The organism is uncultured Cardiobacterium sp. (assembly GCF_938028185.1).
Taxonomy (GTDB): Bacteria; Pseudomonadota; Gammaproteobacteria; order Cardiobacteriales; family Cardiobacteriaceae; genus Cardiobacterium.
In genome coordinates this window covers 1-6387 of record NZ_CALJAH010000237.1, presented here as the reverse complement: position 1 = coordinate 6387, position 6387 = coordinate 1, and the positions used below count along the sequence as shown (strand labels likewise).

The 6387-nt window shown below is 61.1% G+C and carries 7 protein-coding genes; 3 read left to right on the top strand and 4 right to left on the bottom strand.

The window, feature by feature from the left end; genetic code table 11:
* Nucleotides 1-74: 74 nt before the first annotated feature.
* Both Q0349_RS06880 and Q0349_RS06875 read right to left on the bottom strand, forming a co-directional pair.
* A complete protein-coding gene (locus tag Q0349_RS06880) occupies nt 75-767 on the bottom strand; it encodes a phosphoglycolate phosphatase (RefSeq protein WP_298080137.1) in 693 nt (230 codons plus the stop codon).
* The gene (locus tag Q0349_RS06875) at nt 764-1633 is read right to left on the bottom strand and encodes an aldose 1-epimerase family protein (RefSeq protein ID WP_298080136.1); all 870 of its coding nucleotides are present in this window, start codon (nt 1631-1633) and stop codon (nt 764-766) included. Before Q0349_RS06875 ends, Q0349_RS06880 begins: the two co-directional genes overlap by 4 nt.
* 189 nt (nt 1634-1822) lie before the next feature.
* Here Q0349_RS06875 and brnQ point away from each other — a divergent pair, with 189 nt between their 5' ends.
* The 3 genes from brnQ to mscL all read left to right on the top strand — a co-directional run bounded on the left by brnQ (nt 1823) and on the right by mscL (nt 4656).
* Entirely contained in the window at nt 1823-3178 is a 1356-nt protein-coding gene (gene brnQ, locus Q0349_RS06870; RefSeq protein WP_298080135.1) for a branched-chain amino acid transport system II carrier protein, read from the top strand.
* 2 nt (nt 3179-3180) lie between these two features.
* Nucleotides 3181-4035, top strand: coding sequence for a D-amino-acid transaminase (locus tag Q0349_RS06865; protein WP_298080134.1), 855 nt, complete (start codon nt 3181-3183; stop codon nt 4033-4035).
* 177 nt (nt 4036-4212) lie between these two features.
* A complete protein-coding gene (gene mscL / locus Q0349_RS06860; RefSeq protein WP_298080133.1) occupies nt 4213-4656 on the top strand; it encodes a large conductance mechanosensitive channel protein MscL in 444 nt (147 codons plus the stop codon).
* 61 nt (nt 4657-4717) lie between these two features.
* On the opposite strand, the gene tadA is transcribed toward mscL, so the two are convergent.
* Together tadA and hflD are read right to left on the bottom strand one after the other, a co-directional pair.
* Nucleotides 4718-5176 (bottom strand): tRNA adenosine(34) deaminase TadA, encoded by a 459-nt coding sequence (gene tadA / locus Q0349_RS06855; RefSeq protein ID WP_298080132.1) that lies wholly within the window; start codon nt 5174-5176, stop codon nt 4718-4720.
* The gene (gene hflD / locus Q0349_RS06850) at nt 5173-5796 is read right to left on the bottom strand and encodes a high frequency lysogenization protein HflD (protein ID WP_298080131.1); all 624 of its coding nucleotides are present in this window, start codon (nt 5794-5796) and stop codon (nt 5173-5175) included. Before hflD ends, tadA begins: the two co-directional genes overlap by 4 nt.
* Between the last annotated feature and the right edge of the window lie 591 nt (nt 5797-6387).

Here is a 6387-nt window from a genome sequence, read left to right as displayed (position 1 = left end):
GGTTCTAAGACATGGATATGGCGTCTTTTGGGTTCGGGCGGTTACGGGCTTCGCCCTGACCGCCCCTACGGGTTTTATTTCAATTTGGGGTTAGGGATGAGGTTGAGCAATTCGTCGAATTGGTCAATCAGGTAATCGGCGCGGGTGCGTGCTTCGTCTTGCAGGGCGCGGACGTCGGCGTAGCCGTAGGTGACGGCGACGGTCGGGCAGCCTGCCGCTTTGCCCGCGAGGATGTCGTTGGCGGAATCGCCCACCATCAGCATTTCTTGCGGCTTTATGCCGAAGGCGGCAGCGGTGCTGGCAAGCGGTAGCGGCGACGGTTTTTTTTCGGGCAGGCTGTCGCCGCCGTAGATATGCGCGAAGTAGCGGGCGAGATCGAGGTCGGCGAGCAGTTGTTTGGCGTGTGTTTCGTTTTTGTTGGTGACGACGGCGAGTTTGAGACCGCGCTGTTGCAGCGCCGTCAGGGTTTCTGGCACGTACGGGTAGGGGTGGGTTTTGTCGCTCAGGTGGTCAAGGTAGTACGCGGTGAAGTAACGGTAGGCTTCGGCGTGTTCGGCGGGCGGGGCGTCGGCGTCGCCATCGCGGCGGTTGGTGAGGACGCGGTGCACCAGGCGCGGGATGCCGTCGCCGATGTAGCTTTCGATGGTGGCTTCGGGCAGCGGCGGCAGTCCCATGTGGGCGCGGCTGGCGTTGGCGGCAGCGATGAGGTCGGGCAGGGTGTGGCAGAGGGTGCCGTCCAGGTCAAAGGCAAGCGCGCGGATGGTCATGATTGTTCCTCGTCGTGGATGCGGATGTCGTAGTGGCGTTGCCAGTCGGCGTGCGCGGCAAGGCGCTGGATGCCCAACTTGGTTTCGAGGTCGCCGTCGTGCGTGGCGCTGTCCATTACCCCTGCCCAGGGTTCGATGCAGAGGAAGGGCGCTTCTTTGCCCGCCGGTGTCCACAGGCCGAGGTAGGGCAGCTCGCTGTAGCTGACGGTGAGGACGGGGGCGGGGGTTTTGCCGCGCAGGGTGATGCGGGTCGCGCCGGGGGTGTGGTAGATGAGGGCGTCGTTGGCGAACTGGTCGTAGTTCAGCGCAAAGGCGGTATCTGCCGCGCGCGGCGCCGGGTCAAGCAGGCCGTCCTGCCAGCCGAGTTGGGCGATGCCGGGGCTGTCAAGGGTAATGATGTGGTCGCTGAATTGGTCGCCGTCGGCCAGCGGCAGGTTGAAGGCGGGATGGCCGCCGATGGAGAACAGCAGTTCCTGCTCGCCGGGGTTATGGACGTGCCAGCCGACGCGCAGGGTGTCGCCGCGCAGGGTGTAGCTGAGGTCAAGGATGAAGGCGAAGGGGTAGTGTTCGCCGCTTTCACCGCTGTCTTCGAGGCGGTAGGTGAGGCTGTGTTCGTCGTGTTCGATGAGGTGGAAGTCCTGGTCGCGGGCGAAGCCGTGCTGCGGCAGGGTGTATTCGTGGCCGTGGTAGTGGTAGCGGCCGTCTTTGAGTTTGCCGACGATGGGGAAGAGGACGGGCGCGCGCCGTGCCCAGTAGCGGGCGTCGCCTTGCCAGAGGTATTCGCGCTCGCGGTAGATGAGGCTTTGTAGTTCGCCGCCGTGCGGGGCGATGGTCGCGGCGAGGTATTCGTTTTCGAGGCGGTACATGGTGGTCTCCGGTTGGGGGAAGCGCGCAGTATAAACCTTCTTAACTTTCGGTATGGTTGGTGATTTACATACACTTGAGCGCTCGAGGTGTATGTAAATCGCGGGCATCTCCCGGCTTTGGCTTCGCGCGGCGATGACGATTCTGTTATATTTCCCGCTTCTTTAATGCTAAAAATTTTATGGGGTTTTATGTCTGCTGTGCTTCGTGACCGTTCGGCTTTTTGGGCGACGGGGTTGATGTTGTTCGCGTTGTTTTTTGGCGCGGGAAATTTGATTTTCCCGGCAGCGCTCGGGCAGCAGGCGGGGGCGCATGTGTTTTCTGCGATGTTTGGTTTTCTCCTCACCGGCGCCGGTCTGCCGCTGGTCGGGATTATTGCGGTGGCTTATGCGAACACCGCCGACGCGCAGGCGCTTGCCGCGCGGGTAACGCCGCTCTATGGCCTGGTTTATACGGTGCTGCTGTATTTGACCATCGGCCCGCTGTTCGCGCTGCCGCGCACGGCGACGGTGTCGTTCGAGATTGGCGTCGTGCCGTTTCTTTCCGAGGCACAGCAGGGCAGTTTTTGGCCGCTGGCGCTGTTCAGCCTGTTCTTTTTTGCGGTGAGTTATTGGCTGGCGCTGTCGCCGGGGAAATTGGTCAGCCGTATCGGCAAAGTGCTGACGCCGATGTTGCTCATTTCCATCGCCATCCTCGTCGGCTATGCGGCGCTCAAGCCGATGGGCGCGCTGCAAACCGCGCAGGGCGGCTATTTGGAGCATCCGGTCGCGACCGGCCTGATTGAGGGGTATCAGACGATGGACGGCCTCGTCTCGCCGGTGTTCGCCATCATCGTGATTGACGCGGTGCGCGCGCTCGGTCTGCACGGACGCCGCCAGGTGCTGCGCATGGTCGCTTTTTCCGGCGGTCTCGCGGTGCTGTGCCTCGCGCTGGTGTATGTGTTCATCGCGTATATGGGCGCGAGCAGCGTCGCCGGCATTGGTTTGCAGGAGAACGGCGCAGCGGTACTGGCGAAGGTCGCGCTGCATTATTTTGGCGACGCGGGCAAGGCGCTGCTTGCCATCATCGTTTTCCTCGCCTGCCTCACCACTTCGGTCGGCCTCATTACCGCCTGCGCCGAGTATTTCAACCGCATCCTGCCGCGCGTTTCCTATTTCCAGTTTGCGACGCTTTTTACCGTCATCTCCTGCCTGCTTGCCAACGTCGGCTTAAGTGCCATCGTCAAACTCTCCATCCCGATGCTGATGCTGCTCTACCCGCTGACCATCGCCCTGATTTTGCTCGCCTTCCTGCACCGCCTCTTTGCCGGCAGCCGCATCGTTTATGTGACGACGATGAGCCTGACCGGTATCGCCGGGCTGTTTGACGCGGCGAAAATCGCCTTCGGCTTCAGCGCGGAAACCGTCGCGCAAATCAGCCACTGGCTGCCGTACTACGATATCGGCCTTGGCTGGCTCGTCCCCGGTGCCGTTGGCCTGACCATCGGCCTGCTCTTGCACCTCGCCGGCGTCCGCCTCGCCACACCCCCGCAACAACCTGGAGTATAAACATGACCCGCACCGTCTATATCAACGGCGACTACCTGCCGGAAAACGAAGCGAAAATCAGCGTCTTCGACCGCGGCTTCCTCATGGCCGACAGCGTTTACGAAGTCAGCGCCGTCATCGATGGCAAACTGGCCGACAACGCCAACCACCTGCGCCGCCTTGAGCGCAGCCTGCGCGAGCTGGCGATGCCGCTGCCGTTGCCACTCGACGAAATCATCGCCGTGCAGAAGCAGCTCATCGCCGCCAATAACCTGCGCGAAGGCACGGTTTACCTGCACGTCACCCGTGGCGAAGCCGACCGCGATTTCCTCTACGACCCGGCGCTGCGCCCTACTCTCGTGATGTTCACCCAGGCGCGCAACATCATCAACGCGCCCGCCGCAACGAAAGGCCTGCGCGTCATGACCCAGCCGGACATCCGCTGGGGACGGCGCGACATCAAAACCACGCAACTGCTGGCGCAATCGCTCGCGAAAATGACCGCCAAAGCGGCGGGGTATGACGACACCTGGATGGTGGACGGCGACGGCAACATCACCGAAGGCAGCTCCAACAACGCCTGGATACGGCGCGGGTCAGCCCTCATCACCCGCCCGCCGACGCACGACATCCTGAACGGCATCACCCGCCAGGCAGCGATTGCGCTGCTCGGCGCGTTCGGCATGACGCTGGAAGAACGCCCGTTCAGCATTGACGAAGCGCACCACGCCGACGAAGCCTTTTTGAGCGCCGCCGGGTCATTCATCCTGCCGGTGGTGGAAATCGACGGCCACCGCATCGGCGACGGCACACCGGGCGCGTTTACCCGCCAACTGCGCGAGCGCTACATCGCCTGGTTGCGGGAGACGGCAGCGTAATGCGGCCATCGCCATTTACAGAATGCAGGTCGGGCATTGCCCGACTTTTTAATGCCGGGCATGAGACCTGCGCTTGCTTTTGTGGGGATGGCTATATGCCAAATAAGCGAACCGTAACATGACCGCTTCGCAAGCCGCCTATAATCACGACTCCTTCAACAAATCAGGAAAATCAATATGCTATCTGGATTCAAAACCTTCATCGCCCGTGGCAACGTCGTTGATCTCGCCGTCGGTGTGGTCATGGGCGCGGCCTTCGGCCTTGTCGTCAGCGGCCTGGTCGAGAGCTTTATCAACCCGCTTATCGCCTGGCTGGTCGGCAAGCCGAATTTCGATTCGCTCGTCTTCACCCTGCCGCCGATTTTCGGCGATGAGCCGACCGTCTTTGAATACGGCAAAATCTTGACCGCCATCGTCAACTTCTTCCTCGTCTCGCTCGCCATCTACTTCTTCATCATCATCCCGATGAACAAACTCACCGCCAGCCTGAAAAAAGAAGAAGCAGAAACGTCACCAGCGCAGCCTTCCGAAGAAATCCTGCTGCTGCGTGAAATCCGCGACAGCCTCGCCATCCGCCGCGCGGTCGCCAACAAGGCGGCGCTGGAGAAAAAAGGCGAATAACCCCATCGCACAAAAAGCCGGAGTAATGCTCCGGCTTTTTTCTTGCCCGCACAGATGACAGTCATGCCTTGCCACGCCGCTCACGAAAAAACCGCTGCAACTGCGCGCGGCATTCATCTTCCAGCACGCCGCCCCTGATTTCGCGGATGTGGTGATTGAGGCGGCGATGGCGGGCAAGGTCAAAAGCGCTGCCGCAGGCGCCAATGCGGCTGTCGTAGGCGCCGAAGACGAGGCAGTCAATACGCGCCTGAATCAGCGCGCCGGTACACATGATGCAGGGTTCGAGGGTGACGTAGAGGCTGGCGCCGCCCATGCGGTGATTGCCAAGTACAAGGCCGCCCGCGCGCAGGGCGAGGATTTCTGCGTGCGCGGTCGGGTCGTGGTCGCAGACGGTACGGTTGTGGGCGCTGGCGATGATTGTGCCGTCCGCAACCAGTATCGCGCCAACCGGTACTTCGCCGAGTGCTTCGGCAAGGTAGGCCTGCTCCAGGGCGAGGCGAAGGTAGTCTTCGTCGGTCATAACTGTCCGTAGAAATCCAGCCCGCGCATCGCTTCGTCAAAGGCGCTGCGGGAAAAGAGCAGTTGCCAGCGGTTGCCGCCAAAAGCGCGCCAAAGCGCGGCGGCGCGCACGGCGGTGAGCAGCAGCGCGCGGATGTGGTTGACGATGTCCGCTTGACGCAGCCATTGCGGTTCACCGCGCACGAGGATTTTGCCCGCCGCCTCGCTCGCGGTTTGCTGGTAGGTGGCGGCGAAGCTGGCGATGAGGTTGTCGTGATTCACGGGATAGTGTTCTGCCTGGCGTTGCGCGGCGTGCAGGCGCTCTTTGAGGATGGCCATCAGCGCCGCTTTTTTCGCCAGCCGCCGTTCGACGTACAGGATTTGCGCGCTGTAGCGCAGGTTTTGTTCGTCGTTTTTTTGTTCAAAGGTGCGGTAGTACGCCTCGCGGCCACGGGCGAGCGGAATGGCCTCGCCGTAGTAGCCGCTGATGTCGGCGGCGTTGGTGGTAAGTAGGCTCGGCAGCAGGGTCAGTTCGGCGTCGCTGCGGATTTCGCCGCGCTCGGCCAGGGCGCGCACGCTGTCAATGGCGAGAAAGAGGGCGGCAAACGCCCAGGCCTGGGACTGGATGTTATTGTGGGTCATGCGGGGGGATGGTTATTGAGGGAAGGGAGAATTGTATAGCAATCCTCACAAAGCCCCGTACGGCGTTGCACCGCCTGAGCGAGCACCATCGCATTTTGCGTGGAAACCCGCCCGCTGCGGGCTGCGCGTCTGAGGAGAAGGAGATTTTTGCAGTCTCCAAACAGGCTCTTGCGACTTGGATGCGTAGGGCGTGTGGCGGCGAAGCCGATACGCACGCGGGAATGTTGGTATCGGCAGGGGGCGCTGCGCGGATGGTTTGCTGCCCCCACCCCGCCCTCCCCCACGGCACTACTATCCGGAATTATTTCTGGTCGATAAAGTTCTTATAAATCATGAGACTAATCATTATATAGAACCGCGTGCAATGCGCCAAATATCCTAAGAACCTGCTCAAAATCTTGGGGAATCTCATTTTTCCGTATGCTTGCGTAAGGAACTGAAAACAGGAAAAGCAGTCGGTATGTCCCCTCTCCTTGTGGGACAAGCATTGCTTGCGAAGCAAGAGAGAGGCTTATTTGTCGAATTGCAAACAGCTCCTAGGCGCTGTTTGCAATTCATTTTGGATGCGGTCGCTACGCGGTTTTTCACACC